Raw genomic sequence first — 26,978 nt, forward strand, 5'->3', positions numbered from 1 at the left:
TATCCGGACTTAGCTGAACCGGTCGGCAGCCTGGTCGCGGCGTGCCTCGCGTTGCAGTTGGTAGACGAATCGTTCGATCTGACGTTGCGTCAAGCCAGCCAGACGATGAAAACGCATTCCGCAGAACGTCGTGCATAGCTTTTCGTCGAATACGACGTGTCGCACTTCCACCGCCGTGGTGATGTCGCCAAAGGGGAGCCTGGCGGTGAGTTGCTCATAGACCTGTCCTGTTTGCAGGCGACTCTGCACGTCGCCGCTGAAGCTCACCTTGCAGCCGGTAGCAGACATATCAAGTAGCTTGCCCTCCAGCGGCGTCTTGATGGCTTTGCCGTTGAGCTCGGCACCGGCGGGTTGGCCAAAGAGCTGGGCGCGGTAAGCGTTGCGCCGCTGGTGGTACAGGATTTCCGTAGGCAATGGCGCCCAGTAGCAGCGCGCGTCGTCCAGTTCGCCAGGATGGACGGGATGATCATTGCTCCATGCGATGCGCACGCCCTCGTAGAAGCCTTCGATGTGAAAGGTCTCGCCTGCCATCAGCAGCCGCTCGCCATCGTTCGGTATCAGCTCGTCAAAGGCTATCCATCCCTTTTCACGGTTGATGTCGACGAGAAAGGTCTGATAGCGCTGATTGCGCTCGGTAAAGCGAATCTGAAGGGATGTCCGATTTTCCAGAAGAGGACGGAGGTTGGAAAAAACCTCCGTTGCGGTTCTGAGGATCTGGGGCGGCTGGGGCCCGTGTTCCTCGGCAAAAAGATTAGACACGTTGCTTGGATCTCCGCCAGGTAACGAAACTCAGGCGCATGATAGCACTCTGCCAGAATGCCGACTCCCGGCGTTACGCCTGACTGAGCGGTCGATGGTAGCTGCTCTTGGCTGCCGCACCCCGGCGGTCATAAAGCCCGGGTGTCTGGTTGCTGCTCTGCAGTATCTGCAACATGCTGCCAACGGCACGCTGGTTGGCTCTTATGAGCTTGCCATTGCGCTCGTTGGCGCTTCGGCACGCATCGAGGATCGTATCGAGTCGTTCTGCTTGCTTCAGGATGTCCGCGCCGGCTGCTGAGCTGGCGGCAAACGATTGAAGGCCGGTTCGGTCGGCATTGAGACCGGCCCTGATGAGAGCCTGGCTGCGAAGAGAACCGTGTTGCCCAAGCAGTGCCAGGAGCGCCTGTTTTTGGGTCAGTAGCTGTTCCAGGTTGGCGAGGTCGCGTTCGGCAAGTGACTGGTATTCAGCGTCAGTAAGCTCAAGAAGTCTCTGGGCCGTGCCGATGTCCTCAATGAGCTGCTGAAGCAAATCGGTATCTTGCATGTCGACCTCTGGGAGCGATGAGCGTCAATCGGAATCAGCGCTGGTTTTCGAATGCGAGCAGTTTGGAGGCTACGCGCTGACTGTCTACCTGGTAGCTCCCGTCGGCGATGGCCTGTTTGATGGCTGCAACGCGCTCCGAATCAACAGACGGCTGTTGGTTCATCTTGTCGGTCGCTTGCTGGAGCCGCTGCGCTTCCGGGCTCAGCTGTACACTTTCACCCTGGCTTGAGGCACTGCTGGCATTCTTGGTCGGCTCTGCCGGTGCCTGTTGAGCGGGAGCCCGATCAGCATTCTGGACGCCATTGTTGCGCCCGCTTGTGGGTGGAGTAACCGCACCGTTCGGTCGGTTGAAATCGATAACCATGATGGAGACCTCGAATAAGTCAGGACGCTTGCCTGCTTTTCGGCAAAGCTTATAGGAACTTTAGCTCTTTTTGAGCGATGGCTTTCGAGGGGCTGCAGCGCTACATGTTTACTTCGACCTGGCCGGGACCTGTGACCCTGGCTTTCACCACTCTGCCGGATCGTTGATTCTTGACACGAATCTGGCTGCCGAGCGCACCGTCGGTTAGGGCCTCGCCGGGCATTCTTACATTTATTGTCGAGTTTTTCGCGCTGATCACAACCTGATCCCCTTTGCGTATGACCTCTGCAAGGGTAATGGAGCTGGGCGGCAAAACCTGATCGGGCAGGGTGCTGCGTGTCAGCTTGTTACCGAGCGCCTGGTCGAGTGCGGTCAGATAACCCTGCGTCAGCAGGCTGACGTCCCGCTCGGCGAGCGTGACGTCACCCTCCGCGATCACGCTCTCGCGCTTGAGAGGACGGCGGGCGACCACCACCTCACGAAACAGGTGCACCTGAGCGGGTACGAATACCGACCAGGGGGTAGAGCCCTCGCAGCTGACACGGACCGTTGCTCTGCCTATAGGTTGCGCCGGGCTCTCCAGCCGGGTCGTGAGCGGGCTGCTGCACTGCGCCAGACGCAGGCGTGGGTCGAGTCGGTTCACCTCGACTTCATGGCGAGCCTGAATTTGGCTACGCTGCAAATATTCGGTCACTTCCCGCTCAAGAAAGTTGTGGGTGACGTCGATAAGCTGTTCAGGTCGGGTCATGGTTCTGGCTTCGGCCAGTTGGCCCGTCCCTGACAGAACCAGTACGACAAGTAGCGCTCCGCACAGGGCAGAGCGTGGACGCCATAAATAAGTCGATATTTTATTCATGATCATGCCGAAGCAAGGCCCGTGCCGTAGGTTCCGACATTCATGAGTGCCCACTACCAAGCGAGAGGAAACTGGCATGGCCGGTGTATTGGATTCGGTTAACCAGCGTACGCAGCTGGTCGGGCAGAACCGCCTTGAATTGCTGTTGTTCCGGTTGGACGGCAAGCAGCTCTACGGAATCAATGTGTTCAAGGTCAAGGAAGTGCTGCAGTGTCCCCGGCTTACGGTCATGCCGCGGTCCAGTCCAGTGGTGCGCGGCGTGGCTAACATTCGCGGCAATACGCTCTCAATCCTTGATCTGTCGTTGGCTACCGGAAAACCGGGCCTCGATGACCTCACCAACAGCTTCGCGATCATCGTCGAATACAACAACAAGGTGCTCGGCTTCCTTGTGCGTTCGGTCGAGCGGATCGTGAACATGAACTGGGAAGATATTCTTCCGCCGCCCAAGGGAGTAGGGCGCGACCATTATTTGACGGCGGTGACCCACGTCGACAACCAGATGGTCGAAATCATCGATGTGGAAAAGGTGCTCGCCGAGGTCGCGCCGGTGTCGGAGCTGGTGTCGGTGAGCATTCCGGATGAAGAGACCCACTCCAAGGCGTCTTCCTGTCGCGTGCTGATTGTCGATGACTCGTCCGTCGCGAGAAAGCAGATCACCCGCTGTCTGCAGAATCTCGGAATAGAGGTGGTCGCTCAAAACGACGGACGCCAGGCGCTTACCTATCTCAAGGGGCTTCTTGCGCAAGGCAAAAAGCCGGCAGAGGAGTTCATCATGATGATCTCCGATATCGAAATGCCCGAGATGGATGGGTACACACTGACCACGGAGGTTCGCCAGAACCCAGAAATGCGTGACATGCATGTTCTGCTGCATACTTCGCTCTCTGGCGTATTCAACCAGAACATGGTCAAGCGAGTTGGCGCTGATGATTTTCTAGCCAAATTCCAGCCGGACGATCTCGCAAGCCGAGTGATAGAGCGGATCCGGAGTACGGACGCAAACTGAGGCTTGTCCTCTTCAATACGACGGTAGGGCCTTATTAGTGTCAGGTGATCTGGATTTCGATCAGTTCCGAGTGTTTTTGGAAAAGACCTGCGGCATTGTGCTGGGCAACAACAAGCAGTATCTGGTGTCCAGCCGATTGAACAAGCTGATGGAGCAGCAGGGGCTCAAGAGCCTGGGAGATCTGGTAAGGAAAATTCAGTCGCAGCCCCGTAGCGGCCTACGTGAGCAGGTCGTCGATGCCATGACGACCAACGAAACGCTCTGGTTTCGCGATACCTATCCGTTCGAAGTGATGAAGAGCCGTGTACTTCCGGAGCTTCTCAAGTCTGCGCCGGGGCAACGGTTACGGATATGGTCCGCTGCCTGTTCGTCAGGCCAGGAGCCATATTCGCTGTCGATGATGATTGACGAGTACGAACGAAACAGTACCGGCCAGCCGAAGCCGTCCGTTCAGATTGTGGCGACGGAGCTGTCTGGTGCGATGCTCGCGGCAAGCAAGGCAGCCGAATACGACAGCCTGGCCATTGCCCGGGGCCTGTCCAGCGAGCGTCTGCAGCGCTATTTCGACGTCAAGACACCAGGAAGATGGGTGGTGAAACCCGCTATCCGGAGTCGTGTCGAGTTCCGCGTACAAAACCTGCTCGACAGCTACGCAGTGCTGGGTAAGTTCGATGTAGTGTTCTGCCGAAATGTGCTGATCTATTTTTCGGCTGAAGTGAAGAAAGACATTCTCAAGCGCATCCACGCCACCTTGAAACCTGGTGGCTATCTCTTTCTAGGCGCATCCGAAGCCCTGAACGGCCTGCCAGAGCTATACCAGATGGTGCAGTGCAGCCCCGGCATCATCTACAAGGCGAAATGACCCATCCCGAAAGAGCAGGCGGCAGAAATCTGTCGGCTACTCGGAAAGAAGCGGCAAGCCCTTCGGAAAAGCTTTGCCGCTTTTGACGCCTCTGCGCGACAGCCTCCTAAAAAAACTCGAATTTTCAGTCACTTAGCTGAGTGGCACGGCCTTTGCTGTAAGTTTGCCAAGCAGACTGTATCCGGCGGAGGGCCAGATCATGAGCATCAGTTTCGACAAGGCACTTGGCATTCATGAGAAGGCGCTGGGTTTCCGCGCCCAGCGTGCCGAAGTCCTGGCCAACAACATAGCCAACGCCGACACGCCCAACTACAAGGCGCGTGATCTGGATTTCAGCTCGGTTCTTGCTGCGCAGAACAGCAAGAACCAGGGTGGCTTTGGGGTGGCTGTCACCAACAGTCAGCATATCGCTGCTCAAGGCATGGAGATCGCTGACCCAGGGCTGCGCTTCCGTACCCCAGCGCACGCGTCACTGGACCAGAACACCGTCGATGCGCAGGTCGAGCAAGCGGCTTACGCCGAAAACGCTATCGATTTTCAGGCGAGCTTCACCATGCTCAACAGTAAGTTCAGGGGGCTCATGAGCGCCCTGCGCGGCGAATAAAAGGAGCGAACGTCATGTCCCTTAGCAACGTGTTCAACATCGCCGGCAGCGGCATGAGTGCCCAAAGTACCCGCCTCAACACCATCTCCAGCAACATTGCCAACGCCGAAACGGTGTCGTCCAGCGTTGACCAGACCTACCGGGCACGCCATCCGGTGTTTGCCACCATGCTTCAGCAGGCCAACGGCCAACCGGACCAGTCGCTTTTCGCCGAACAGGGCCAGGCGGGTGTCGGCGTACAGGTGCTTGGTGTGGTGGAAGACCAGAGCGAGTTGCAGGCGCGTTACGAGCCGAACCATCCGGCGGCGAATGCAGAAGGCTACGTGTATTACCCGAACGTCAATGTGGTGGAGGAGATGGCGGACATGATCTCCGCGAGCCGCTCGTTCCAGACCAATGCCGAGTTGATGAATACGGCCAAGACCATGTTGCAGAAGGTCCTGACCCTGGGCCAGTAACCCTTACGAGAGATTGCCATGAGCACGACAGGCAGCGTCGCCGGTACCGGTTCGGTACTCGACCAGTACCAGATCAAGGACCGCGAAGTAAAAAGCAACGATCTCGGCAAGAACGAGTTTCTCGAGTTGCTGGTTACCCAGTTGAACAATCAGAACCCGCTCGAGCCCCAGGAGAACGGTGAATTCATCGCTCAGCTGGCACAGTTCAGCACAGTGGAGGGTGTCGAGAAACTGAACTCCAGCATGGAAACCATGCTGTCGGGCTATCAGTCTTCGCAAGCGCTGCAGGCCTCTTCCCTGGTTGGGCGTAAAGTCATTGTGCCGGCCGATAAGGCAGTTATTGATACTGCCGAGACCTTCAAGGCGAGTCTGGTATTGCCAACCTCCAGCAGCAACGTGTCGGTCAACGTCTATGACAGTGCCGGTACGGCAGTCAACCGTATCAATATGGGTCAGCAGGAGGCCGGCAACGTTTCGTTCATGTGGGATGGCAAGGATTCGAGCGGCAATACCTTGCCGCCTGGAACCTACCGTTTCGAAGCGCAAGCCACTTATGAAGGCGAAACCAAGGGTTTGTACACCATGCTTCCCGCCAACGTGGACAGCGTAACGCTTGGACAGAACGGCGGTGAGTTGATGCTCAACCTGGCCGGCGTCGGCAGCATCGGGCTGTCACAGGTTCAGGTCATTGGTCAGTAACTACCGGCGCGTCCGGTAACAGGAGCAGTTCATGTCGTTCAATATCGGCCTCAGCGGCATGCGTGCCGCCAGCAAAGACCTCAATGTCACGGGTAACAACATCGCCAACGCCGGAACGGCGGGCTTCAAGCAGTCGCGGGCGGAGTTTGCGGATGTCTACGCGTCGTCGGTGCTTGGTACTGGCAAGAACCCTCAGGGTAGCGGCGTTCTGTTGGCCAACGTGTCGCAGCAGTTCAATCAGGGCAACATCAACTACACCCAGAACGCGCTTGATCTTGCCATCAATGGCAACGGCTTTTTCCAGGTCAGCAATAACGGTGCATTGAGCTACACCCGTGCCGGTTATTTCGGTACGGACAAGGAAGGCAACCTGGTCGATAACTTCGGTTATAACCTGCAGGGTTATTCGGTCGACGACAACGGCAATATCCAAACCGGCCAAGTCAGCGATCTGAAGATTCAGACCTCCAGCCAGGAGCCCAAGGCAACGACAAAGGTCACGCAGGGTTTTAATTTGAATTCGACCAACACCCAGCCCAGCAATACGCCTTTCGATCCCGCTGATCCGCTGAGCTACAACTCATCGACATCGACCAATATTTACGATGAGCAAGGCAATGCTCATGTGATGACCCAGTACTTTGTTAAAACGTCGACAGCTAATACATGGCAGATGAATGTATTGGTCGACGGGCGCAACCCTGCATCACCTGTGGCTACAGCTGGCGATGACACGGCTGTTCCACCAATAGCCGCCTGGAGCGGCACTGACCCTGCAAGTATCTCGATCAGTTTCAATCCAGATGGAAGTATGGCGTCCATGAGCGGCGGCTCCGGAATGGCTTACGATAGCGCGACAGGCTTGGTATCCCTTGATAATTGGCAGCCGGCTCAGCGGAACACATCAGGGGGCTGGGAGCTCAATAATGCGGCGCCGGCAGGCGGCCTGGACGTTTCCCTTGATTTTCGGGGCTCCACCCAATACGCCAGCACTTTCGCCGTCAACAGCGTCAGCCAGGACGGATATACGACTGGTGAGCTCGCGGGTCTCGAAATCAGCGAAACCGGCGCGATCTTTGCTCGGTACACCAATGGCCAGTCCAAAGTGCAGGGTCAGATCATTCTCGCCAACTTCGCTAACGTTCAGGGCTTGACTCCGGTTGGCAAGACGCAATGGGTTCAGTCCTTCGAGTCGGGCGAGCCCGTGCGCAACCCGCCTGGCAGCGGCACCCTCGGTTCCCTCCAAGCCGGCGCTCTGGAAGATTCCAACGTCGAGCTTTCAGATCAGCTGGTAAACCTGATCGTGGCGCAGCGCAACTACCAGGCGAACGCCAAGACAATTGAAACAGAAAGCGCGATTACCCAGACGATCATTAATCTCCGGTAATCGCTACCTGGCACTGCGCGGGGTGGCGGGAAACTGCCGCTTCGTTTTCACAAGGCCCTTCGGGCCTTTTTTTTGCAATATTTTCTTTTTATTTTCAGTAATTTATGTCTGATTTTATCGTTTGGCATACCCCTTGCTTCTTTAGCTGGAGTGAGTCTAGTCAGCGTCAAATTGCGAGGGAGGTTCCATGGACAAGATGCTCTATGTGGCGATGACGGGAGCGAGCCAGAATGCCCGCGCCCAGCAGGCGCATGCCAACAACCTGGCAAACATCTCGACCACGGGCTTCCGGCGCGACTTCGAGCAGGCGCGCTCGATGCAGGTCTTCGGCGACAGCTTTCCGGCACGGGCCTATGCCATGACCGAACGCCCGGGCACGGACTTCAGCTCCGGCACGTTGCAAGAGACCGGTAGGGATCTGGACGTAGCGGTCGAGGGCGATGGCTGGATAGCCGTGCAGGCGCCTGATGGCAGCGAGGCCTATGCCCGCACCGGCAGCCTGAATATCGACACGCTTGGCATGCTACGGACCGGCGACGGTTTGCCGGTGCTCGGCAATGCCGGGCCGATTGCCGTGCCGCCAGAGGAAAAAGTGGAGATCGGCGCCGACGGCTCGATCAGTATCCGCGCGCTCGGTGAAGACCCGAACGTGGTGGTGACGGTCGATCGCCTGAAACTGGTGAACCCCGACCCCAAGCAATTGGAGAAGGGCACCGACGGCCTTATCCGCATGAAGGACGGCCAGCCTGTCGAGGCGGACGCTGCGGTCCGTGTCACATCCGGCTTCCTCGAGGCGAGCAACGTCAATGCTGTCGCCGAGATGACGTCGATGCTCGCCCTGTCCCGGCAATTCGAGCTGCACGTAAAAATGATGCGTACTGCCGAAGAAGATGGTGCCGCAGCGGCCCGAGTCTTGCAGATCAGCTAAACAAACTAGGCGGCGTCTGAATTCCGGCGCACGAGGAGAAGAACATGCTTCCAGCATTGTGGGTCAGCAAGACCGGTTTGTCCGCGCAGGACATGAACCTGACCACCATTTCCAACAACCTGGCCAACGTGTCCACCACAGGCTTCAAGAAGGACCGGGCCGAGTTCCAGGACCTGCTCTACCAGATCCGTCGTCAGCCCGGCGGCCAGTCCAGCCAGGACAGCGAGCTGCCTTCTGGACTGCAGCTGGGTACCGGTGTGCGAATCGTCGGCACGCAGAAGCAGTTCACTGCCGGCAGTCTGCAGACCACCGAGCAACCGCTCGACATGGCCATCAACGGTCGCGGTTTCTTTCAGGTACTGCTGCCGGACGGCACAGTGTCCTACTCGCGTGACGGCAGTTTCCATCTGAACGCTGAAGGCCAGATCGTGACCTCCAACGGTTATTCTCTGGAGCCGGCCATTGTCGTGCCGCCGGAAACCCAGACCTTTACCGTGGGCGAGGACGGCACTGTATCCGTCACCACGCTGGGCAACCCGGCTCCACAGATCATCGGCAACATCCAGACCGCTGACTTCGTCAATCCGGCCGGCCTGCAGGCGATGGGCAGCAACCTCTTCCTGGAAACCGCCGCCAGCGGCGCCCCGCAGGTGAGCACCCCCGGCCTCAACGGGCTGGGCACCGTGCTGCAGAACACCCTGGAAAACTCCAACGTCAGTGTGGTCGAGGAGCTGGTGAACATGATCACCACCCAGCGCGCCTACGAGATGAACTCGAAAGTCATCTCCACGGCCGATCAGATGCTGTCCTTCGTCACCCAGCAGCTGTAACAGCTGTCAGCCTGCTGGATTGAGGTGAATATGCGCCGCTTGTCCATTCTTCCGCTGATGTCTGCCGTGATCCTGACTGGATGCATGGCGCCGGCCGCGAAGCCCAATGATCCGTACTACTCGCCGGTTCTGCCGCGTACGCCGCTGCCCGCTGCGCAGAACAACGGCGCGATCTACCAGGCGGGCTTCGAGACCAATCTGTACGACGATCGGAAGGCATACCGGGTCGGTGACATCATTACCGTCACGCTCAACGAGAAGACCCAGGCGAGCAAGAATTCGAACTCGAAGATCTCCAAGGAGAGCAGCGCGAATATCGGTCTCGGCTCGCTGTTTGGCGGCGCCGTTTCGATGGCCAATCCGCTGACCGGCAACAGCATGAGTCTGGGTGCGGAATATGACGCGTCACGCGACACCTCCGGCTCCGGTCAGGCGGGGCAGAGCAACAGCCTCTCCGGCTCGATAACCGTTACCGTCTCGGATGTGTTGCCCAACGGCATTCTGGCGATCCGCGGTGAGAAGTGGATGACGCTCAACACGGGCGACGAGCTGGTGCGTATCGCTGGCCTGATACGGTCGGACGATATCGCCACCGACAACACCGTGCCGTCGACCCGTATCGCTGACGCACGCATCACTTATTCCGGTACCGGCGCCTTTGCCGATGCCAGCCAGCCCGGTTGGCTGGATCGCTTCTTCATCAGCCCGTTGTGGCCGTTCTAAGCAGGTGCATGCATGAAATTGTTCAGCTCGATCGTAGTTGCATTGCTGTGCCTGGCCGCTGCTCATGCTCACGCCGAGCGGCTGAAGGACATCGCAACCATTCAGGGCGTGCGTAGCAACCAGTTGATCGGCTACGGCCTGGTGGTGGGCCTCAATGGCAGCGGTGACCAGACCACTCAGACGCCATTCACCGTGCAGACCTTCAACAACATGATGGCGCAGTTCGGCATCAAGGTTCCGGCCGGTGGCAATGTGCAGCTGAAGAACGTGGCTGCCGTATCGATTCATGCCGAGCTCCCGCCGTTTGCCAAACCGGGCCAGACCATCGACATCACGGTGTCCTCGATCGGTAACGCCAAGAGCCTGCGTGGAGGCAGCCTCTTGATGGCGCCGCTCAAGGGCATCGACGGCAACGTTTACGCCATCGCCCAGGGCAATCTGGTGGTGGGCGGTTTCGATGCGGGGGGCGCGGATGGTTCGCGGATCACCGTCAACATTCCGTCCGCCGGTCGGATACCCGGTGGGGCGACTGTGGAGCGGCCAGTGCCGAGCGCATTCAACCAGGGCACGACCCTGACGATGAATCTCAATCGGCCGGATTTCACCACGGCCAAGAACATCGTCGATCACATCAACGAGTTGCTCGGCCCCGGCGTGGCGCAGGCGCTTGATGGCGGCTCGATCAGCATTACGGCACCGCTGGACCCAAGCCAGCGCGTCGACTACCTGTCGATCCTGGAAAACCTTGAGGTCGACGTCGGCCAGGCAGTTGCGAAGGTCATCATCAATTCGCGTACCGGCACCATCGTGATCGGCCAGAACGTGCGCGTTCAGCCTGCAGCCGTGACTCATGGCAGCCTGACCGTGACCATCTCCGAAGATCCGCAGGTCAGCCAACCGAACCCGCTTTCGGACGGCCAGACCGTGGTCGTTCCCAACTCCAAGGTGAAGGCGGAGCAAGAAGCCAAACCGATGTTCAAGTTCGGCCCCGGTACAACGCTGGATGAGATCGTCCGTGCCGTGAACCAGGTAGGCGCTGCCCCTAGCGACCTGATGGCCATCCTGGAGGCGCTCAAGCAAGCCGGTGCGCTGCAGGCCGATCTGATCGTGATTTGAGGGACAGGGACATGGAAAACCGTCTGGGACTGGGTCGGCGCACCCCTGATAGCGGAAGCTACTCCGACCTCAATCGGCTCAACCAGCTCAAGGTCGGCAAGGACCGCGATGGCGCGGAGAACGTGCGCAAGGTCGCGCAAGAGTTCGAGTCCCTGTTCATGAACGAGATGCTCAAGTCGATGCGTTCGGCCACGGAAGTCATGTCCAAGGACAATCCGTTCAACAGCCAGGCCAGCAAGCAGTACCAGGACATGCACGACCAGCAACTCTCCGTCACGCTGTCCAAGGAAGGTGGTGGCATCGGGCTCGCCGACGTGCTGATTCGCCAGTTGAGCAAGCAGCAGGAGCCCACCGAAAAGCCGAATCCTTTTGCTCAGGCTGAGCGGGCAGAAGGTTCGCAACGGTCAAGCCAGCCCACTACCGCGGTCATCAAGGCAGATTCGGCCCGTAACGACGTGCAGATGCTCAATCAGCGTCGTCTCGCGCTGCCGGGTCGATTAGCCGAGCGTTTGCCTGCGCAGGTGACAAACGCCAGTTCACCGGTCGACCAGATCCGCCTAGACGGCAAGGCCAGGCCGCTGGTCGATATCGACTGGAAACCGGCCACCGTTTTCGCTGCACCTCAAGACACAGCTTTAACTATCAATGGCGTCGACGCTGCGGTCCCAGCTGCACCAGGCAAGGCGCGCTTCAGCTCGCCTTCCGAATTCATCGCCACCATGTTGCCCATGGCGGAAAAAGCGGCAAAACGCCTCGGTATAGAGCCGCGTTTTTTGGTAGCCCAGGCCGCGTTGGAAACCGGCTGGGGCAAGTCGATGATCAAGCAGAAGGATGGCAGTAACAGCCACAACCTGTTCGGCATAAAGTCCAACGGCTGGGACGGTGAGTCTGCGAAGGTCACCACTACTGAATACGTCAACGGCAAGGCCACCAAGCAGGTTGCGGGCTTTCGTGCCTATGACTCGTTCGAGCAGAGCTTCAACGATTACGTACGGCTGCTGGAAAGCAACGATCGCTACAAGCCAGCGATCCAGGTAGCCAGCGCATCCGGTGACTCGGAGCGTTTCGTCAACGAACTGCAGCGGGCCGGCTATGCGACCGACCCGCAATATGCGCGCAAGATCAATCAGATCGCCCGCAAAGTGCAGACCTATCAGACTATTGCTGACGCCAGTACGGCGCCCGCCATGCGGACTCGAGGTTAATCATGGCCGACCTGTTGAATATTGGCCTGTCCGGCCTGAGCGCCAGCAAGAGCCAGTTGTCCATTACTGGCCACAACATCAGCAACGTCAATACACCGGGTTTCAGCCGGCAAGACGCCTCGCAAGCGACTCGTACGCCACAGTTCAGTGGCGCAGGGTACGTGGGCTCGGGCACGACACTGGTAGAGATCCGTCGCAGTTACAGCGAGTTCCTGACCAGTCAGCTGCGCAGCAGCACGTCGCTCAGCAGCGATGTTGAAGCCTATAAGAGCCAGATCGACCAGCTCGATTCCCTGCTCGCTGGCAGCACGACCGGCATCACGCCCTCGTTGCAAAAGTTTTTCTCTGCCCTGCAAACCGCTGCGGAAGACCCAGCCAACATACCCGCGCGTCAGCTGGTACTGGCCGAAGCCGAAGGGCTCGCCCGTCGATTCAATACTGTGTCGGACCGACTTACTGAACAGAACAACTTCACTAACAAGCAGATGGCGGCGGTAACTGATCAGATCAATCGCCTGGCAGGTAGCATTGGCAGCTTGAACAATTCGATCGCGATCGCTTCGGCAAACGGCCAGCAGCCCAACGACTTGCTGGATGCTCGGGACGAGGCCGTTCGGCAGTTGTCGACATACATCGGCGTCAGCGTGACGCCACAAGATGACAACAGTTTCAATATTTCAGTGGGTAGCGGGCAGCCTTTGGTAGTTGGCAGTACCGTCAGTCAACTGAAGGTCGTGCCGGGACAGAGCGATCCCAATCGCCATGAAATTCGATTTTTGAGTGGGCAGTCGGAGCAGGGCATTACCTCGCAGATTTCCGGAGGTGAGCTGGGCGGGCTGATTCGCTATCGCGAGGAAGTGCTGGACCCGACGATGAACTCGCTGGGACGGCTGGCGCTGGCTGTGAGTGATCAGGTCAATACCCAGTTGGGACAGGGGTTGGATCTGAAGGGTAACGTCGGCGAGGCGCTGTTCGGCGATTACAATAGTGCTGCACTGATGGCGCTTCGTGCTACACCGTTCAGCGATAATCCTTCGCTCAAAGTGGCAAGCCCCGATGTTGCGGCTGATGCGTCTCTGAAAATTACCGAAACTAGCCTGCTCACCATTAGCGATTATCGCCTAGAGCGTGCAGGTACTGGTTACACCGCGCGCCGCTTGAGCGACGGTGAACCCATTACCGTCTCGCCGGTGCTCGATGAAGGCGGCCAGCCGGTACTGAATGCTGATAAGAATCCGCTTTTGCGATTTACCGACTCGACTGGCCGGGATCAGGGATTTCAAGTGAGTGTGAGCGGGGCGGTGGCAGACGGAGATCGTTTTGTTCTGCAGCCCACGCGGCGCGGTGCCTCCGAGATTTCCGTGCAATTGAACCAAGCGGATCAGCTTGCTTTTGCTGCGCCTGTGCGTGCTGCTAGCGACCCGCAGAATGCCGGCACCGGAGTTATCAGCCAGCCGGATCTAGTAATGCTTCCTGAGAGTATGACAGTCAAAGACGCGCTTTCTGAACTGGCAGTTAATCTGTCGTTTACCAGTAGTAGTGGCCTGTTTAGCGGAGTTGGAGCCGTCATAACTAGGGTAACGCTCGGTCCTGATGGTTATGTAGCGGCCGATGACGCAACCTACAAGCAAGGCGAAATAAACACATATCAGCTCGAGCAAAATGGAACTGTTTTGCGTTTTACAGTCGGCGGACGCCTTTCAAATACTGACTCATTTAATGTTCAGTTCAACACTAGCGGCGTCTCGGATAACCGCAACGCGCTAAAGCTGGTCGATCTGCAAACCAAGCAGACCATCGGCGTGACGGATGGGGTAGCTGGCTCAGGCTTCAGCTTTACCGATGGCTACGGCGAACTGGTCGAGCGCGTCGGTACCCTGACTGCCCAGGCTCGTATGGACAGCGAAGCTACTGGCGCAATCGTCAAGCAGGCCACCGACAACCGAGACTCGCTTTCCGCCGTAAACCTGGATGAAGAAGCCGCCAACCTGATCAAATTCGAGCAGTACTACAACGCTTCCGCACAGATCATTCAAGTTGCCCGCTCCTTATTCGATACATTGATCAGCACCTTCAGGTAACAGGCCCGATTATGCGCATCTCGACTTTGCAAGCGTTCAATAATGGCGTAACCGGTATTCAGCGAAACTACTCCAACGCCACGCGGACCCAGGAGCAGATCAGTACGGGTAATCGAATCCTGACGCCTGCCGACGACCCGGTTGCGTCTGTTCGCTTGCTGCAGCTGGAGCAGCAACAAAGCGTGTTGGGCCAATACGATGCCAACCTGACGGCGGCAAAGAACAGCCTGACCCAGGAGGAGGTGACGCTCAATTCCGTCAATACCGTGCTTCAACGTGTCCGTGAGCTGGCGGTACAAGCAGGCAACGGCGCCCTCGATCCGCAAGACCGCAAATCCATCGCGGCGGAACTGGGGGAAAGAGAGGATGAACTGCTGTCTTTGATGAACACACGCAACGCGCGCGGGGAATATCTTTTTTCTGGCTTTCAAGGCAAGACTCAGCCGTTCGTTCGCGCCGCCGATGGCAGTTACAGCTATCAGGGCGACGAAGGACAGCGGAAGTTACAGATCGCCAGCTCGCTAAATATCCCGATCAGCGATAACGGTAAATCGATTTTCGAAAACGTGACGAATGCCGGGCGCATGTCCAGCTCCATTAGCCCGCAGACCTCTACCTTGCGTGTGTCCGCCCCGTTGGTACAGGATGAAGTTGCGTTCAGTGCCTTTCCCAACGCGGGAATCGAAGTGGTATTCAACGCGGCACCAGACGAAAAAAGCTACAAGGTGTTCGAAGCGGGCGCTGACGTGACCACTGCCACGCCGCTCGCGACGAACAGCGTGGATGCAGACGCAAGCAAGTCGGATAAGCTCGTTTTTGCCGGGGTCGCCTTGCAGTTCGATGGCGTGCCGGCTGGCGGCGAGCGCATCGCGGTGGCCGCAAAGACCAATACCGATCCGGTGACGGGAGTAGTGAGCGCGGAAAACAAACAAGGCATCCTCGACACGATCGCCAACCTCCGCTCCGCACTGGAAAACCCCTCCACAGGCAGCACCGGCGTGCGCGACGCCGTTGCCGTTGCCTTAACCAACCTCGACCACGGCATGGTCAGTGTGGACCAGGCCCGCGGCAACATCGGTGCCCGTCTGAACGTCATCGAGACCACCCAGACCGATAATCAGGACGTCACGCTGGTCAACAAAGGCGTTCAGGCGGAGTTGCGTGAGCTGGACTATGCCGAAGCGTTGTCCAGGCTATCCCTGCAAACGGTCGTGCTTGAAGCCGCACAGCAAAGCTACGTCAAGATTGCTGGCTTGAGCCTGTTCAACGTCATGCGCTGATAGCGCGGAGCTGATCACATTACTGAAAATATCAGGTTTGACTTGCCTGGTTCGCTAATTAAAGTGACCAGGCGGCGCACGGAGTACCGCGCCGGTAAGTCAACAATCAAAGGACTGTGAAATGATCAAATCAGTTATTTCCGCTACGCTTTTCGCGCTGCTCACCAGCGTATCCATCGGCTCCTATGCAGCCCCATCCGAGCCCGTCGAACCCGCCAGTGTGGCTATCGCTCAGGTCAGTGCAATTGATCTCAACACTGCTGACGCCGAAACGCTTACGCGTGAACTCAAGGGAATTGGTTCGACAAAAGCCAAAGCAATTGTGGATTATCGTGAAGCGCACGGCCCCTTCAGCTCGGTTGACGACCTGCTTGAAGTCAAAGGTATCGGCGCTGCGACACTGGAAAAGAATCGTACCAAGCTGACCGTCCATTGATGCGGTCAAGTTAGTAAGAAGGCCGGTCTCAGTACCGGCCTTTTTGTTTTCCGCTGTACCTCAGCACTGTGACCCCAGTCCTCGCCCTAAACGCTATACGGTCAGCTGATTGCCGAACACCATCGGCCGTAGCGCTGTCCCAGTTAGAACGCTTAGGCTGGCATGTACAGGCCAGAAGTTGCTTAAAATGTCTTAAAAAATCGTTGACACGAGCGGGTTATACACATTCGGCAAGGCGCACTGAGCGCAGCCGGTGCTTGGGCGAGAGGTGTCTAGAGTCGTTTCGTTAAGTTATTGATATTTCGAGCTTTTGGTTAAATGTGTAAAAACTCGACAATCAGGCGGAGGCCCCGTCCAGCGGGTGTTTGAGACGGTCTTCCAGTAACTGTTCACAGTGTTATCCACAGGTTTTGTGGATAAGCTGCCGGACCCAATCACGACGGCTATTGCGAGGGGTGTATATGAAAATGCCATGGAAATTTTTCAGGTATCTGCCTATTGCACAGCGCGTCCTGGCCAGGGGGCGGTTGCCAGCGGTATTGGTTGCGGTCGCGCGCAAGCGGTCATCGCGCGGCGGCTTGGTCAAGGGGCTAAAGGAAGATCTCAGCCTGTTGCAGTCGTTATGCGTGGCATGGTGGAAAGGCGAGTACCGGTCTGTCAGCAAGCCTGCGCTGGTGGCTGCAGTGGCGGGTCTTTTGTATTTCCTTTCGCCCATGGATGCTATCCCTGACTGGATCCCGGGGCTGGGATTTCTCGACGACTTGGCCGTGTTGGGATGGGTAATGCGTAAGTGGTCAGGGGAGCTGGATGCATTCCGCACATGGCGCGATGGCCAGTCAAGCGAGGTGCTCGCTGAAATCGATCGATTGCCGGACACCGATGAACCATTGGCGGACGATGTCGGTAGCGCTCGCCCGCGTTGATCCGGCTGGCAGGAGAGTGTCGATACCGGTGCGTGATGTTTCTGCCTGGGTTCTGGTTACTGCGGGCTCTTTGGCTAAAAATCGGCGCTGAGGCTGTTAAGATCGATTGTCTTGATCAACCCAGCGAGGTAGCGGATGAGTATCCAAGTCATCATGCGTGACGGTCTGCCCGAATATGCGGTCGTACCGTGGGAAGAGTACCAGGCGCTGCTTGGCAAGGCCGGGCACGCCGCGACACAGGCCAGCACTACTGTCGCTACCAGCCTCCCTCGCTTCGCCGACCTGGCTTCAGTTCGAGAATCCAGAGGCTTGAGCCAGTCTGTGCTGGCGCAGTCCGTTGGCATCAGTCCAGCCTATCTGGCTCTCATCGAGAGCGGTGAGCGTGACCCCGGAGAGGCGATACGTCGCGCGCTGGCGCGGGCGCTGGAGATATCGGGATGGGAGCAGGAAGCTTGAAAGACGCGTCTCTTCCGATTCGTATCAGCGGTACGCACTGGCAGGCGCTACTGAACGAGCTGGCCGAGGCTCGTCGTCAGCACCACTTGGTGACGTACCGTGCATTGATTGAACGGTTGCAGCTGCCGGTTCCCGCCATGCAGACCCTGGCCGCAGCGCTGGAGCACTTGGCTGCGCTCGACGCCGCGGCGGACCGGCCATTGCGCAGCGCGTTGGTGATCAGCCAGGGCGCCAGTCGGTTACCGCAAACCGGTTTCTTTGAATGTGCTGCCCGCCTAAAGCGCTTTACCGGGCCTGCCGATGGGGCCGCCGCTGCTTCGTGGCATGCGGGCGAAGTGGCGCGGGTGTTTGAATTCGATTATCGGGAGACGCCGTGATGCTGCAAAAGGTCAGGGCGCGAGTGGGATACCTGATTGCACGCAAGCTGATGGCGTCTCGGTGGGTGGTCCAGCAGCCCAAGCTATGGCGATGGATGGAAGGGCAGTTTTCGCGAATGGCGGCCCTGGGCAACAGTCAGGCGCAAAGCTTTTATGGACATATCCTGCTGTTTCGGGGGCAGGGTTACGGGGCGAAGAAGGAAGGTATCCGTCTGCTACGGCTGGCGGCCGAGGCTGGCGACGCGAAGGCGGCCTATCAAATGGGTGTTATCAGCCTGAGTGAAGATGCCACCCACGGCCCGGACGGTGCCCAGGCCGCTCGCTGGTGGAAACTGGCAGTGGAGGCTGGACATCCTCTTGCCGCGACGCGGCTGGCCCAGCTTTATCTGGCTGGTGGTCATGGGCTTGCAGCCGACAAGGAGCAGGCAGAGCACTACAAAGCCAGCGCTGCCAGGCTTGGATTGTGATGGTCTGCGATCAGGCTTGATTCGATGGTGTACAGACTGTAGCCGGGCTCCTGTTTGGCCTGGCGCTTGGCGTCAGACGCCAGACTGGCGAGCTGCGATGCATCGAGCGTAGCCGGCCGTTGCCTTTCGAGCAGCACGGCACCGACCGACAGGGACAATAGCGGATAGCGCTGCTGGCCTCCCTGACGCGCCTCAGCGACAAAACAGCCTTCGGCGAGGTGCTCGCTGCGGTAGAAGGGTTTACAGCGCCGCTCGAATGTCTGGAATAGCTTTTCAATCTTTGATGACCATCCGTTCGGGTGGACGACGAGCATGAAGTCGTCACCGCCTATGTGGCCGACGAAGTCAGAGGTCGAGTCGATCTGCTCATCCAGGCAATGCGCCAGGCACAGGAGGATCTCGTCGCCCTTGGCGTAGCCATAGAGGTCATTGAATGGCTTGAAATGGTCGATGTCCACGTAACAGATGACCGCTTCTCGCTCGTTCCTCAGTAGTCGCGTCAAACACTGCTGGATCGGCACGTTGCCCGGCAGCAAGGTCAGGGGATTGGCGTGGCGAGCTTGCTGGATTTTCATTTCAGTGATCAGCTTCAACACGTCGATCACCCGTCCAAGCCCATGGTAGGTGCCGTCCAGGGTGATCACGAAGTCCTCCTCGATGCGTTGCCTGGCTCGACTGGTAAGCAGGCGGCTGACCTGCTGCAGGGATTGGCTCAGCTCCACCGCCAGGAAGTCATCGCTCATCAACCTGCTGATTGGCTTGCGTGCGAGCAGGTCGGTTGCAAAGGGTTTTAGCAGGGCATCGGAAAGCAGGCCGCGATGGACGATACCAATGGGGCGGTCAGTGGCGTCCAGTACCGCCACGGAGTTGAGATTGGCTTGCAGGCGAAAGAGCTCCAGCACATCTGCAATGGGTTGCGAGGCGGGGACGGCTGACTGCTTGATCACTAGCGCAGAGAGGTCCGGACTGTCCTCGGCGAGGGATTCCCCGTTGTTGTCCGGACCTGGCAGTACGATCTCCATGTCCGTACCAGGTTCGTCAGTGGGGCGTCCCAGCAGGTATCCCTGGACCAGGTCGATGCCCATGTCCGAAAGCGTCCGCAATTCTTCGCCCAGCTCGATACCCTCGGCGATGACCTGTGCCCGTGATGCCCGGGCTATCTTCATGATCGATTCGACGAATTCGCGCTTGACCCCGTCGCGATGAATGCCATCGATGAAGTAACGGTCGATCTTCACGTAATCAGGGCGCAGCTCCGACCACATGCGCAGGCTGGAATACCCGGCTCCCAGATCGTCCAGAGCGATGGAGAAGCCCATGTCGCGGTAATGGTGGAGTGCCGCGTCGAGAAGATCGAAGTCGTCGGTGGGTGTCTGCTCGGTTAGTTCGATGACCACCCTGGCGGCGGGTATACGGTACCTCTGTAGCAGCTCGAGGGTCCGGCCAGCTTTGTGAGTAGCGTCGAGCAGCATTTCGGGTGAAGCGTTGAGGAAGAGCTTGCCTTGCAGTTTTAACTGACTGTAGCGACGACAGGCGTTCTCCCGGCAGGTCATCTCCAGTTCGTTGATGCGCCCCGCATGGCGCGCTGCCGCGAGCAGGTTGATGGGGGAGTGCAGAGGCGTATTGGAGGGGCCTCGCGTAAGCGCCTCGTAGCCCAGGATGCGCCGCTCGGAGAGGGATACGATGGGCTGAAACAGGGTGGTGATGCCGCCGTGAGCCAGGATGTTATCCAGCGTGCTCAACTGCTCGGTGACGGTCATGGTGATCTCGTGGTGGCCGGAAATGCGAAGGGCCGTATGGAAACGGCCCTCGTATTTCACGACCAAATGATGTCACTTTGATGACATCATGCATTTATCGCTGGATCGATGCTTCCTTCGCCACCGAGTTTTCCAGCCCCAGATAATCGAGAAGGATACGACCGCTCTCGGCCAGATAGGCGTCGTCTTCGGGCTTGACCTTCTCTGGCTCGATGTGCGGCGTGTTCTCATCCTCGCGCTCAAGTTTTGCTAAAGGCTCTTCGCCCTTGGCTGATCGCAGGGCATTCTCTAGCGCAAGCTGGCGTTTCTCGATGCGATCCTGCTGCGCACGGCGCTTCTCTTCGTTGAGGCTGACAGTGGTTTCGTGCATCAGCTCCTGGGTCAGCGCCAGGCGATCCCGGGTGAATACGAAATCCGGGTTATCACCGGTACGCGTTTCGTGGCGCGCCTTCAGTTCTGCGAGAAATGGCTTGAACGGATTCATGTCCGGGTTGATCGCCGCTCGGATGCTGTCCCATGGCATCGCTTCGGGCAGAGCGCTTTCACCGATTTCCTTGGTATCGACTTCGGCCGGATAGGAGATGTCCGGAATCACTCCTTGATGCTGTGTGCTCTGTCCGGAGACGCGATAGAACTTGGCGAGGGTCAGCTTGAGTTCGCCATGGTTGAGCGGCTGCACGGTCTGCACGGTACCTTTACCAAAGGTCTGGCCGCCGACGATCAAGGCGCGATGGTAATCCTGCATGGCGCCGGCGAAGATTTCCGAGGCCGACGCGGACAGTCGATTCACCAGCACCGCCAATGGACCCTTGTAGAACACACCGGTTTGCTCGTCGGCGAGGACATCGACCCGGCCATCGCTGTTGCGCACCAGTACCGTCGGACCCTGGTTGATGAACAGGCCGGTCAGTTCGGTAGCTTCCTGAAGTGAGCCGCCGCCATTGTTGCGCAGATCGATCACCACGCCATCGACGTTTTCCTGCTCAAGCTCGGTAAGCAACTTCTTTACGTCACGGGTGGTGCTCTTGTAGTCCTTGTCGCCCGCACGAAGTGCCTTGAAATCAAGATAGAAGGCCGGGATCTCGATGACGCCAAGCTTGTAGGCGCGCCCATCCTGCTCAAGGTTGAGGATGGATTTCTTGGCCGCCTGTTCTTCAAGCTTGACCGCTTCGCGCGTAATGGCGACGACCTTGCTGCTCTGATCGTTCGGCGCATTGCTGGCGGGGATGACTTCAAGGCGCACAACCGAGCCCTTCGGACCACGGATCAGTTTGACCACCTCATCGAGACGCCAGCCAATCACGTCGACCATCTCCTCGTTGCTCTGGCCGACGCCGATGATCTTGTCCGCCGGCGCGATCTGTTTGCTCTTCTCGGCCGGGCCGGCTGGAACCAGGCGCACGACCTTGACGTGTTCGTTGTCGCTTTGCAGCACAGCACCAATGCCTTCCAGGGAAAGGCTCATGTTGATGTCGAAGTTCTCTGCGTTATCTGGCGAGAGATACTGGGTATGCGGGTCGTACGATTGGGCGAAAGCGTTGATATAGGTCTGGAACACGTCTTCGCCGCGGGTCTGTTCCAGGCGAGACAGCTGGTTCTTGTAGCGCTTGACCAGCAACTCCTGAATCGCCGCCGGCTCCTTGCCGGCCAGCTTCAGCCGCAGCACTTCATCCTTGACGCGTTTGCGCCAGAGGTCATCAAGCGCAGCCTCGTTCTCCGGCCAGGCCGCGTTCTTGCGGTCTATCAACAGCTCTTCGTCGAGACTGAAGTCGAAGCTGTCGACGCCTTTGTCCAGCAGGCTCAGCGCATACTGGAGCCGACTCTGCAGGCGTTGCAGATGCACCTTGTAGATGGCGAAGCCGGGTTCGAGGTTGCCGTTCTTGAGGAAGTCGTCGAACTCATTACGCCACGTCTCGAACTCTGCCAGGTCACCAGCTGTGAAGTAGCTGCGCGATGGATCGAGCATTTCGATATAGCTGTCGAATATCTTGGCCGATCGGGCATCGTTCAGCGGGGGTTTGTTGTAATGGTGGCGTTTGAGCAGCTCGACGACGTTCAGGCTGGCTATAACCTGATCGCGGTCAGGCTGCAGATAATCCCAGTCGTGCCCTTCGGCGGGCTTGGCCAGGGTGACGCTGGTCTGGAAGGCCAGCAGCAGGGCTAGAACGCCTGCGCTCAATGATCGTTTCATCTCGAAGGGGCGACGCTTGGCTGGGTGAGAACGCATAGTAGGCCATCAAATCAGGCGCCGGAGCAGGGATCCGTCCGGCGGTAAAAAATAATAGCCCGGTGGCGGCTGGCACGCCGTAACAGAGCACGCTCTGTGCCGGTATTGCGAGTGCCGCAAGCCTCGTTGCCGGATCGAAGAAATCAACGGTTTCGAATGGGCTGTTCACTTATAGCCTGTAACCTTCCAGTCTGGTCCGCACCGCTGGCAGGCCAAGTCGAGCAGGCATAACTGGAAACCACTATGGAGGCAGCATGGCGGCATTGCAAGGTATTGCAGCTCATGCGAGGTCAGCCAAAGTGGGTCAATAAAGCTGCACTAGCCGGCAATCCTGTATCGTGCAAAATGCTCCGGTCGTCGACGACGGCCTCGAATAGGACAGAAGCCGGGCGTCTGTCGGTTGGCTCAGTGCTCGTCGCTGCCAGCCAAAGCGCATCGCCTCTGCTTTGCCTGGCTGGGTTGCGGCTCGGCAAGCTGTCCTGCGTTGTCCAATCAGGGCAGTTCAGGGCTGGAGTAGAACGCGCTGAGCACCTTGACCAGATGGGCCAGGTCCTGACTGCCAGCGAGCTCCCGAATCGAGTGCATAGCAAAGGTCGGCAGGCCGATGTCTACAGTGCGGACACCAAGCTGGCTAGCCGTGATAGGCCCAATGGTCGAGCCACATCCCATGTCGCTGCGCGTGACGAAGCTCTGTACCGACACCTCGTTCTCGAGGCAGAGATGACGGAAGAAACCGGCCGTTTCGCTGCTGGTCGCGTAGCGCTGGTTGCTGTTCACCTTGATAACCGGGCCTGCATTGAGCTTCGGCCCATGGTTGCCGTCATGCTTGTCGCTGTAATTGGGGTGCACGGCATGCGCATTGTCGGCCGAGATCATCAGTGAGCGATTGATGCTGCGCTGGAAACCTTCCCCTTCCGGTAGTACGCGGCGTAGCACCTGCTCCAGGAAGGGGCCGTCCGCACCGCACATGGAGGTCGAGCCGACCTCTTCGTGATCGGTGCAGACCAGCACGCAGCTTTCTTCCGGGCCGGCTCGCAGCAGGGCCTGCAATCCGGCGAAGCATGACAGCAGATTATCCAACCGGGCACCGGCGATGAAGTCTCCGTTGAGACCGATGACCGCCGCGCTCTGGGTGTCATAGAAGCTGAGTTCGAAATCCAGCACTACATCGGCGACCAGGCCGTGTTCGCGGCTGAGCTGGTCAGCGAGCAGGGCGCGGAAGTCCGGGCTGTCCTCGCTGGCGATCTGGGCCAGGATAGGCGGCAGTTCGTTTTGTGGGTTGATGGCCCAGCCCTGGTTGGCTTCCCGGTTCAGGTGAATCGCAAGGCTCGGAATCACCGCAATGGGCAGCTTGAAGTCGATGAGCTGACTTTCGATCCTGCCGTCGCGGCTGTAGGTGACACGTCCCGCCAGGGACAGGTCGCGATCGAACCAGGGCGCCAGCAGCGCGCCGCCATAGACTTCCACCCCGAGTTGCCAGAAGCCCTGGCGTTGCAGTTCCGGTTGCGGTTTGACCCGCAGGCAGGGGCTGTCGGTATGGGCCCCAACCAGGCGTATGCCGTGATCGATCGCCGGTTTGCTACCGAGCTGGAACGCGATGATGGCGGAGTCGTTACGCGTCACGTAGTAGCGACCACCCGGTTCGGTATGCCAGGTCTCGCGCTCGTCCAACGCCTTGTAGCCGGCGGCCTGCAGGCTCAGCGCGAGGCTGCGGGTGGCGTGAAACGGGGTTGGGGAGGCCCTGAGGTAATCGATCAGACCCTGGTTGAGTTCTTCGCGCATGACGAGCTCCTGGCTGCAAGGCATGGAAGTTTATCGGATTACGCAGTGAGATAGCCCAGGCATTGCCTGCCAGACAGGAGCCCTGTTTGACTAGAACGGAGCCGGGCAGTCGAAGCGCAGGCGTTCGCCGGTCTGCGGTTGGGTCAGCGAGAGCATACTGGCGTGCAGGCAAAGCCGATCATGGGCCGCAAGTGCCTGCTCATGGGCATACAGTCGATCGCCCAGCAGGGGGTGACCGATAGAGAGCATGTGCACGCGCAATTGGTGGGAGCGGCCAGTGATGGGGGTCAGCTCGACGCGGCTGTATTCACCGCGCCGCTCCAGGACTCGCCAATAGGTCAATGCGTGTTTGCCCAGTTCATGGTCGACGACATGTCGTGGCTTGGTGGGCGGGTCATAGCGCAGCGGAAGGTCGATGCTGCCGCTGTCCCGCTCGGGTTCGCCCCAGCACAGGGCGGTGTAGGCCTTCTCGGTCTCGCGGTCATGGAACTGTCGGGACAGCTCTCGATGACTGTCGGGGTCGCGCGCCAGCACGATGAGGCCCGAGGTTTCCCAGTCCAGCCGGTGCACGATCCGCGCTTCCGGATAACCGTTATCCTGCAGGCGGGTGACCAGGCAGTCCCTGTTGTCCTCGGCTCGGCCGGGTACGGAAAGGAGCAGGGTAGGCTTGTTGATCACCAGCAGGGCAGCGTCCTGGTGAACGATCTGGATGTTGCTCAGGGGCATCTTTGATTTCCGCTAACGACATCGGCGACCGAAGTCGCCGATGAACGGGTGCAGCACAGGGGGCCTGCTGCCTGGCCGGATCGTTTAGCGATCGGGCAGGGTGATGTTCAGCTCGAGAATCGAGCAGCTGCCCTGATCCTCCAGCGCGACCTGAACCTGGTCGCTGTCGATGTTCACGTATTTGCGAATCACCTCGACCAGTTCTTTCTGCAGAGCAGGCAGATAATCTGGCTGCGTCCGCTGGCCACGCTCGTGGGCAACGATTATCTGCAGGCGTTCCTTGGCGATGTTGGCTGGCGTTTCCTTCTTCTTGCGTTCACGAAAGAAGTCGAGGAAATTCATTCGCGACCTCCAAACAGGCGTTGCAGGAAGCCCTGCTTCTTCACATCAAGGAAGCGGTGGCTGACTTCCTTGCCCAGCAGGCGGTCGACTGCATCGCTGTACGCCTGGCCGGCGTCGCTCTGGTCGTCGAGGATGACCGGCACGCCCTGGTTCGAGGCTTTCAGCACAGCCTGCGATTCCGGGATCACGCCCAGCAGGCGGATCGACAGGATTTCCTCGACGTCCTCGACGCCAAGCATCTCGCCCTTGACTACGCGCTCGGGGTTGTAGCGGGTCAGCAGCAGGTGCTCCTTGATTGGCTCGTCGCCATTCTCGGCACGGCGGGACTTGCTGGCGAGCAGCCCGAGCATGCGGTCGGAGTCGCGAACAGAGGATACTTCCGGGTTGGTCACGACGATGGCTTCGTCAGCAAAGTACATCGCCAGGTGTGCACCTTTCTCGATGCCGGCCGGGGAGTCACAGATGACATATTCGAAGGTCTTTGCCAGTTCATCGATGACCTTGCCGACGCCTTCAAGGGTGAGCGCATCCTTGTCACGGGTCTGGCTGGCTGCAAGGACATAAAGGTTTTCGAGGCGCTTGTCCTTGATCAGTGCCTGGGTCAGGGTGGCGTCGCCCTGGATGACATTGACGAAGTCGTACACCACACGACGCTCGCAGCCCATGATCAGGTCCAGGTTACGCAGACCGACGTCGAAGTCGACGATGACGGTCTTGTGGCCGCGCAGGGCGAGGCCGGTACCGATGGCGGCGCTGGAAGTGGTTTTACCGACGCCACCCTTGCCGGAAGTGACTACGAGGATCTTGGCCAAGGTGATTCACCCTAAATATGAAGTCGGGACCGTAGCCGAGTCGGCTTACAGTACGCCCGTTCTGGTGCTTGAAAATTCGCGGCAGTATCCGTTAAAGGCGGGTGATGTTCAACACGTCGCCGGATAGCTTCATCTGTACGGCCTCGGCCCAGAGAGGGTCGCGTCTGAGGTCTTCGGCCACCTTGTAATGTCCGGCAATCGAGACCATTTCAGCCGCAAGCTGCTGACAGAAAATGCGCGCATTGGTGTCGCCCTTGATGCCGGCCAGGGCACGCCCACGCAACGGACCGTACACATGGATGTTTCCATCGGCGAGAAGTTCCGCGCCCGGGCTGACGGCCGCAAGCACGATCAGGTCGCCGCCCTGGGCGTAGACCTGCTGGCCCCCACGAATAGGCGTGGCGACCACGCGGGTGGGGCGGTAGACGGGTTCGGCCGGTTTGGCGGGCTCGGCCGGACGCTTGCTGGCAATGTCGAGCGTGCGCTCACGAGCCCCGGAGGGCGGCAGGACTGGCAGATCGAGCTCGGCTGCAGCCTTGACGATCTGCGGGTCGCCTGCGCGCAGGGCAAGGGTGCGCAGGCCGTGCTTGCGGCACAGGGCGATAAGCGCAGGCAGATCGAGGTCACAGTCGGCGGGAAGCTTGTCCAGCGCCAATACCAGTGGCGTGTTGTTGAAAAAATCCGGCGCTTGTTCAACCTTTACGGCGAGCTGCTGATCCAGACGTTCAAGGTCATTCTGCGCCAGCTCCAGCACGGTGATAGCGAGCATACTGCCCTTGAGCTGGAAAACGGCTGCTTGGTCGGGTAGATCGGCTTTGCTCATGGTCTGCCTGCTGCGGTAAATGGCGAGGACTTATAGCGGGGCGGGTGGCAGGCTGCAAGTCTTCGCCGCGCTATCGGATGGATGCCATGCATCGAGACGCAGCCGCATCGGCAGGCATTTTGTCGCTAGAATGCCCGCTTTT

Annotated in this window: 29 protein-coding genes; 18 read left to right on the forward strand and 11 right to left on the reverse strand. The window is 58.8% G+C overall.

Annotation, left to right across the window (positions count from 1 at the left end; all coding sequences use genetic code 11):
• Positions 1-9: 9 nt before the first annotated feature.
• From AC4LFW_RS04680 to flgA, 4 genes are all read right to left on the reverse strand, one after another.
• Entirely contained in the window at positions 10-759 is a 750-nt protein-coding gene (locus AC4LFW_RS04680; RefSeq protein WP_491818049.1) for a flagellar brake protein, read from the reverse strand.
• Between the two features lie 73 nt (positions 760-832).
• Positions 833-1,303, reverse strand: a complete 471-nt coding sequence (locus AC4LFW_RS04685) for a flagella synthesis protein FlgN (RefSeq protein ID WP_491818050.1) — start codon at positions 1,301-1,303, stop codon at positions 833-835.
• Positions 1,304-1,337: 34 nt separating this feature from the next.
• Positions 1,338-1,667: a flagellar biosynthesis anti-sigma factor FlgM gene (gene flgM, locus AC4LFW_RS04690; RefSeq protein ID WP_491818051.1), complete on the reverse strand. Its 330-nt coding sequence runs from the start codon at positions 1,665-1,667 to the stop codon at positions 1,338-1,340.
• Positions 1,668-1,767: 100 nt separating this feature from the next.
• Positions 1,768-2,523 carry a flagellar basal body P-ring formation chaperone FlgA gene (flgA, locus tag AC4LFW_RS04695; RefSeq protein ID WP_491818052.1) on the reverse strand — a complete coding sequence of 252 codons (756 nt, stop codon included), beginning with the start codon at positions 2,521-2,523 and terminating at the stop codon, positions 1,768-1,770.
• A gap of 76 nt (positions 2,524-2,599) precedes the next feature.
• On the opposite strand from flgA, the gene AC4LFW_RS04700 reads away from it, so the two are divergent.
• The 18 genes from AC4LFW_RS04700 to AC4LFW_RS04785 all read left to right on the forward strand — a co-directional run bounded on the left by AC4LFW_RS04700 (position 2,600) and on the right by AC4LFW_RS04785 (position 18,364).
• Complete coding sequence (locus AC4LFW_RS04700; RefSeq protein ID WP_491818053.1) at positions 2,600-3,532, forward strand: chemotaxis protein CheV; 933 nt, start codon at positions 2,600-2,602, stop codon at positions 3,530-3,532.
• 37 nt (positions 3,533-3,569) lie between these two features.
• Positions 3,570-4,394: a protein-glutamate O-methyltransferase CheR gene (gene cheR / locus AC4LFW_RS04705; protein WP_491818054.1), complete on the forward strand. Its 825-nt coding sequence runs from the start codon at positions 3,570-3,572 to the stop codon at positions 4,392-4,394.
• Between the two features lie 199 nt (positions 4,395-4,593).
• Positions 4,594-4,998 (forward strand): flagellar basal body rod protein FlgB, encoded by a 405-nt coding sequence (flgB, locus tag AC4LFW_RS04710; RefSeq protein ID WP_491818055.1) that lies wholly within the window; start codon positions 4,594-4,596, stop codon positions 4,996-4,998.
• Between the two features lie 14 nt (positions 4,999-5,012).
• Positions 5,013-5,456: a flagellar basal body rod protein FlgC gene (gene flgC, locus AC4LFW_RS04715; RefSeq protein WP_491818056.1), complete on the forward strand. Its 444-nt coding sequence runs from the start codon at positions 5,013-5,015 to the stop codon at positions 5,454-5,456.
• An 18-nt stretch (positions 5,457-5,474) separates the two neighbouring features.
• Positions 5,475-6,155, forward strand: a complete 681-nt coding sequence (gene flgD / locus AC4LFW_RS04720; RefSeq protein WP_491818057.1) for a flagellar hook assembly protein FlgD — start codon at positions 5,475-5,477, stop codon at positions 6,153-6,155.
• 31 nt (positions 6,156-6,186) lie between these two features.
• On the forward strand, positions 6,187-7,542 hold the full coding sequence (gene flgE / locus AC4LFW_RS04725; RefSeq protein WP_491818058.1) for a flagellar hook protein FlgE: 1,356 nt from the start codon (positions 6,187-6,189) through the stop codon (positions 7,540-7,542).
• 187 nt (positions 7,543-7,729) lie between these two features.
• Complete coding sequence (flgF, locus tag AC4LFW_RS04730; RefSeq protein ID WP_491818059.1) at positions 7,730-8,470, forward strand: flagellar basal-body rod protein FlgF; 741 nt, start codon at positions 7,730-7,732, stop codon at positions 8,468-8,470.
• A 44-nt stretch (positions 8,471-8,514) separates the two neighbouring features.
• A complete protein-coding gene (flgG, locus tag AC4LFW_RS04735; RefSeq protein WP_046162214.1) occupies positions 8,515-9,300 on the forward strand; it encodes a flagellar basal-body rod protein FlgG in 786 nt (261 codons plus the stop codon).
• 30 nt (positions 9,301-9,330) lie between these two features.
• Positions 9,331-10,023, forward strand: a complete 693-nt coding sequence (gene flgH / locus AC4LFW_RS04740; RefSeq protein WP_491818060.1) for a flagellar basal body L-ring protein FlgH — start codon at positions 9,331-9,333, stop codon at positions 10,021-10,023.
• Between the two features lie 12 nt (positions 10,024-10,035).
• Positions 10,036-11,139: a flagellar basal body P-ring protein FlgI gene (locus AC4LFW_RS04745; RefSeq protein WP_491818061.1), complete on the forward strand. Its 1,104-nt coding sequence runs from the start codon at positions 10,036-10,038 to the stop codon at positions 11,137-11,139.
• An 11-nt stretch (positions 11,140-11,150) separates the two neighbouring features.
• Entirely contained in the window at positions 11,151-12,344 is a 1,194-nt protein-coding gene (gene flgJ, locus AC4LFW_RS04750; protein ID WP_491818062.1) for a flagellar assembly peptidoglycan hydrolase FlgJ, read from the forward strand.
• Positions 12,345-12,346: 2 nt separating this feature from the next.
• Positions 12,347-14,425, forward strand: a complete 2,079-nt coding sequence (gene flgK, locus AC4LFW_RS04755; protein WP_491818063.1) for a flagellar hook-associated protein FlgK — start codon at positions 12,347-12,349, stop codon at positions 14,423-14,425.
• Between the two features lie 11 nt (positions 14,426-14,436).
• The gene (gene flgL / locus AC4LFW_RS04760; protein ID WP_491818064.1) at positions 14,437-15,705 is read left to right on the forward strand and encodes a flagellar hook-associated protein FlgL; all 1,269 of its coding nucleotides are present in this window, start codon (positions 14,437-14,439) and stop codon (positions 15,703-15,705) included.
• Positions 15,706-15,826: 121 nt separating this feature from the next.
• Complete coding sequence (locus AC4LFW_RS04765; protein ID WP_491818065.1) at positions 15,827-16,141, forward strand: ComEA family DNA-binding protein; 315 nt, start codon at positions 15,827-15,829, stop codon at positions 16,139-16,141.
• Positions 16,142-16,602: 461 nt separating this feature from the next.
• Complete coding sequence (locus AC4LFW_RS04770) at positions 16,603-17,064, forward strand: YkvA family protein (protein WP_491818066.1); 462 nt, start codon at positions 16,603-16,605, stop codon at positions 17,062-17,064.
• Between the two features lie 135 nt (positions 17,065-17,199).
• On the forward strand, positions 17,200-17,520 hold the full coding sequence (locus AC4LFW_RS04775; RefSeq protein ID WP_491818067.1) for a helix-turn-helix domain-containing protein: 321 nt from the start codon (positions 17,200-17,202) through the stop codon (positions 17,518-17,520).
• On the forward strand, positions 17,517-17,897 hold the full coding sequence (locus AC4LFW_RS04780) for a hypothetical protein (protein ID WP_491818068.1): 381 nt from the start codon (positions 17,517-17,519) through the stop codon (positions 17,895-17,897). Before AC4LFW_RS04775 ends, AC4LFW_RS04780 begins: the two co-directional genes overlap by 4 nt.
• Positions 17,897-18,364: an SEL1-like repeat protein gene (locus AC4LFW_RS04785; RefSeq protein ID WP_491820125.1), complete on the forward strand. Its 468-nt coding sequence runs from the start codon at positions 17,897-17,899 to the stop codon at positions 18,362-18,364. Before AC4LFW_RS04780 ends, AC4LFW_RS04785 begins: the two co-directional genes overlap by 1 nt.
• Here AC4LFW_RS04785 and AC4LFW_RS04790 read toward each other — a convergent pair.
• The 7 genes from AC4LFW_RS04790 to minC form a co-directional block, all read right to left on the reverse strand.
• Positions 18,331-20,124 carry an EAL domain-containing protein gene (locus AC4LFW_RS04790; protein ID WP_491818069.1) on the reverse strand — a complete coding sequence of 598 codons (1,794 nt, stop codon included), beginning with the start codon at positions 20,122-20,124 and terminating at the stop codon, positions 18,331-18,333. The genes AC4LFW_RS04785 and AC4LFW_RS04790 overlap by 34 nt on opposite strands.
• 94 nt (positions 20,125-20,218) lie before the next feature.
• Positions 20,219-22,315 (reverse strand): carboxy terminal-processing peptidase, encoded by a 2,097-nt coding sequence (locus AC4LFW_RS04795; protein ID WP_491820126.1) that lies wholly within the window; start codon positions 22,313-22,315, stop codon positions 20,219-20,221.
• Between the two features lie 528 nt (positions 22,316-22,843).
• On the reverse strand, positions 22,844-24,133 hold the full coding sequence (locus AC4LFW_RS04800; RefSeq protein WP_491818070.1) for a M18 family aminopeptidase: 1,290 nt from the start codon (positions 24,131-24,133) through the stop codon (positions 22,844-22,846).
• A gap of 90 nt (positions 24,134-24,223) precedes the next feature.
• The gene (locus AC4LFW_RS04805) at positions 24,224-24,859 is read right to left on the reverse strand and encodes an RluA family pseudouridine synthase (RefSeq protein ID WP_491818071.1); all 636 of its coding nucleotides are present in this window, start codon (positions 24,857-24,859) and stop codon (positions 24,224-24,226) included.
• Positions 24,860-24,943: 84 nt separating this feature from the next.
• Positions 24,944-25,201, reverse strand: a complete 258-nt coding sequence (gene minE, locus AC4LFW_RS04810; RefSeq protein WP_407296739.1) for a cell division topological specificity factor MinE — start codon at positions 25,199-25,201, stop codon at positions 24,944-24,946.
• On the reverse strand, positions 25,198-26,013 hold the full coding sequence (minD, locus tag AC4LFW_RS04815; RefSeq protein ID WP_491818072.1) for a septum site-determining protein MinD: 816 nt from the start codon (positions 26,011-26,013) through the stop codon (positions 25,198-25,200). Before minD ends, minE begins: the two co-directional genes overlap by 4 nt.
• A 91-nt stretch (positions 26,014-26,104) precedes the next feature.
• Complete coding sequence (gene minC, locus AC4LFW_RS04820; protein ID WP_491818073.1) at positions 26,105-26,836, reverse strand: septum site-determining protein MinC; 732 nt, start codon at positions 26,834-26,836, stop codon at positions 26,105-26,107.
• Between the last annotated feature and the right edge of the window lie 142 nt (positions 26,837-26,978).

It is taken from the genome of Stutzerimonas sp. C6.4V (genome assembly GCF_058536345.1).

Coding starts and splice junctions, on each gene's coding strand:
- flgH (WP_491818060.1), top strand. CDS start 9,331: ATGCGCCGCTTGTCCATTCTTCCGCTGATGTCTGCCGTGATCCTGACT.
- flgM (WP_491818051.1), bottom strand. CDS start 1,667: ATGGTTATCGATTTCAACCGACCGAACGGTGCGGTTACTCCACCCACA.
- AC4LFW_RS04745 (WP_491818061.1), top strand. CDS start 10,036: ATGAAATTGTTCAGCTCGATCGTAGTTGCATTGCTGTGCCTGGCCGCT.
- flgD (WP_491818057.1), top strand. CDS start 5,475: ATGAGCACGACAGGCAGCGTCGCCGGTACCGGTTCGGTACTCGACCAG.
- AC4LFW_RS04700 (WP_491818053.1), top strand. CDS start 2,600: ATGGCCGGTGTATTGGATTCGGTTAACCAGCGTACGCAGCTGGTCGGG.
- AC4LFW_RS04685 (WP_491818050.1), bottom strand. CDS start 1,303: ATGCAAGATACCGATTTGCTTCAGCAGCTCATTGAGGACATCGGCACG.
- flgC (WP_491818056.1), top strand. CDS start 5,013: ATGTCCCTTAGCAACGTGTTCAACATCGCCGGCAGCGGCATGAGTGCC.
- AC4LFW_RS04785 (WP_491820125.1), top strand. CDS start 17,897: ATGCTGCAAAAGGTCAGGGCGCGAGTGGGATACCTGATTGCACGCAAG.
- minE (WP_407296739.1), bottom strand. CDS start 25,201: ATGAATTTCCTCGACTTCTTTCGTGAACGCAAGAAGAAGGAAACGCCA.
- flgL (WP_491818064.1), top strand. CDS start 14,437: ATGCGCATCTCGACTTTGCAAGCGTTCAATAATGGCGTAACCGGTATT.
- flgB (WP_491818055.1), top strand. CDS start 4,594: ATGAGCATCAGTTTCGACAAGGCACTTGGCATTCATGAGAAGGCGCTG.
- AC4LFW_RS04805 (WP_491818071.1), bottom strand. CDS start 24,859: ATGCCCCTGAGCAACATCCAGATCGTTCACCAGGACGCTGCCCTGCTG.
- AC4LFW_RS04765 (WP_491818065.1), top strand. CDS start 15,827: ATGATCAAATCAGTTATTTCCGCTACGCTTTTCGCGCTGCTCACCAGC.
- flgJ (WP_491818062.1), top strand. CDS start 11,151: ATGGAAAACCGTCTGGGACTGGGTCGGCGCACCCCTGATAGCGGAAGC.
- AC4LFW_RS04775 (WP_491818067.1), top strand. CDS start 17,200: ATGAGTATCCAAGTCATCATGCGTGACGGTCTGCCCGAATATGCGGTC.
- flgE (WP_491818058.1), top strand. CDS start 6,187: ATGTCGTTCAATATCGGCCTCAGCGGCATGCGTGCCGCCAGCAAAGAC.
- flgF (WP_491818059.1), top strand. CDS start 7,730: ATGGACAAGATGCTCTATGTGGCGATGACGGGAGCGAGCCAGAATGCC.
- flgA (WP_491818052.1), bottom strand. CDS start 2,523: ATGAATAAAATATCGACTTATTTATGGCGTCCACGCTCTGCCCTGTGC.
- minC (WP_491818073.1), bottom strand. CDS start 26,836: ATGAGCAAAGCCGATCTACCCGACCAAGCAGCCGTTTTCCAGCTCAAG.
- AC4LFW_RS04795 (WP_491820126.1), bottom strand. CDS start 22,315: ATGAAACGATCATTGAGCGCAGGCGTTCTAGCCCTGCTGCTGGCCTTC.
- flgK (WP_491818063.1), top strand. CDS start 12,347: ATGGCCGACCTGTTGAATATTGGCCTGTCCGGCCTGAGCGCCAGCAAG.
- AC4LFW_RS04770 (WP_491818066.1), top strand. CDS start 16,603: ATGAAAATGCCATGGAAATTTTTCAGGTATCTGCCTATTGCACAGCGC.
- flgG (WP_046162214.1), top strand. CDS start 8,515: ATGCTTCCAGCATTGTGGGTCAGCAAGACCGGTTTGTCCGCGCAGGAC.
- AC4LFW_RS04800 (WP_491818070.1), bottom strand. CDS start 24,133: ATGCGCGAAGAACTCAACCAGGGTCTGATCGATTACCTCAGGGCCTCC.
- AC4LFW_RS04790 (WP_491818069.1), bottom strand. CDS start 20,124: ATGACCGTCACCGAGCAGTTGAGCACGCTGGATAACATCCTGGCTCAC.